This window comes from Marinobacter sp. C7 (genome assembly GCF_022343555.1).
Classification (GTDB): domain Bacteria; phylum Pseudomonadota; class Gammaproteobacteria; order Pseudomonadales; family Oleiphilaceae; genus Marinobacter.
On record NZ_JAKQZH010000049.1, the window covers coordinates 1 to 617 of the forward strand.

The window sequence follows — 617 nt, forward strand, 5'->3', positions numbered from 1 at the left end:
GAAATGGAGGCCTTCGTTCGTCCGCTGTGGGGCATCGTGCCGCTGGTCGCCGGCGGTGCAAGCTTCGAGGATGCCCGGCGCTATGTCGACGGCTTCTCCCATGGCATGGACCCGAACCACGAGGAATACTGGGGCAAGCCCCGGCCGTTCGATCAGCGGCTGGTCGAAATGGCGGGCATCGGCCTCACGCTGCTGCTCGCGCCCGACGTCTTCTGGCGTCCGATGTCGGAGCCGGCCAAGGACAAGGCCGAGCGTTTCCTGTTGACCATCAACGAGCTGGACGTGCCGGACAATAACTGGCTGTTCTTCCGCGTGCTGGTCAATCTCGGCCTGCGCAATGTCGGACGTCAGTGGTCGGAAGAGGCGGTCACCAAGGCGCTCGAGCGGATCGAGACCTTCTATCTCGGCGACGGCTATTACCGCGACGGCGTCTGGCGCCATCGCGACTACTATTCGCCTATGGCGCTCCATTTCTACGGGCTTGTCGTGGCCAAAGTCGCAGCCGACCTCTATCCGGACCACGCCACGCGCTATCGCGAGCGTGCCCGCCTGTTTGCCGAGGATTTCCAGCATTGGTTTGCCGATGACGGCGCTGCAATCCCTTATGGCCGGTCGCT

1 protein-coding gene is annotated in these 617 nt (G+C 63.5%); it reads left to right on the plus strand.

The genetic code is table 11. The features are described 5' to 3' along the window. The coding region (locus MD273_RS18640; protein ID WP_239039270.1) for a DUF2264 domain-containing protein at positions 1 to 617 on the plus strand (617 nt) is incomplete at both ends.